The 702-nt window shown below is 36.3% G+C and carries 1 protein-coding gene; it reads right to left on the bottom strand.

The annotated features are described in order from the left end of the window. Positions 1 to 161: 161 nt before the first annotated feature. On the bottom strand, positions 162 to 702 hold a 541-nt coding region (locus B176_RS21105; protein ID WP_040539733.1), incomplete at its 5' end, for a hypothetical protein.

Below are 702 nucleotides of genomic sequence, written 5' to 3'. Positions count from 1 at the left end.
TAAAAGTCTTTTTTTCATAATTTTTGATTTTAAATAATTGGATAAATTTATATAGCTAATATAGCAGTGATCAACTAAAGCGGGTTTTGATTTTAGTTAATTCTGTTTCGTTTTTGTTGAATCCTAATCTTTGTACCGGAAATTCTCGTTTATGGAATTGTCTAAGGTTGCTGTGTTACGGGTAAAACTTTATCATCACTAAAAATGATATAGTCAACCTCAACATCACCTGTGTAGGCTGCTCTAGTAAGTATATTAAACCTAATGTCAATTTTCTTTTGGCCTTTCCATTCTGTTGCGGCAGGAGTAGCCCCTTCTGCCATATCAAGAGTTATGGTAGTAAAGGTAGTAGTAGGATAAGGAGGCGTAACGCCACCAACAGCATTAGCGGAATTATTATGATTCACGAATTTGTCAGCATTGGCGTCTGAGGATTTTTTGAAGACAACCCTAATTTCATTTGCTTGTCCACCGGGAAGGTTTCTAAATCGTAGATGTAGATACCTGTTTTTATGTGTAACACCATCACCAGCCTGAATATAAAATTTTGCAGCGTCCAATTTAACACTTGGTTGTTTGTGTTTTCCATCGTTCTTAGCTATCAAAAAACCTGGGTTTGTAGCGAAATCAACTTTCATTCCTGCTCCCCTTAACCATCCATCAGTGGCATTGTCTAGATTAAATACACTTTTTGCCGTTTGC

It is taken from the genome of Pedobacter arcticus A12, from assembly GCF_000302595.1.
Taxonomy (GTDB): domain Bacteria; phylum Bacteroidota; class Bacteroidia; order Sphingobacteriales; family Sphingobacteriaceae; genus Pseudopedobacter; species Pseudopedobacter arcticus.
This window is presented reverse-complemented; position numbering and strand designations above follow the sequence as displayed.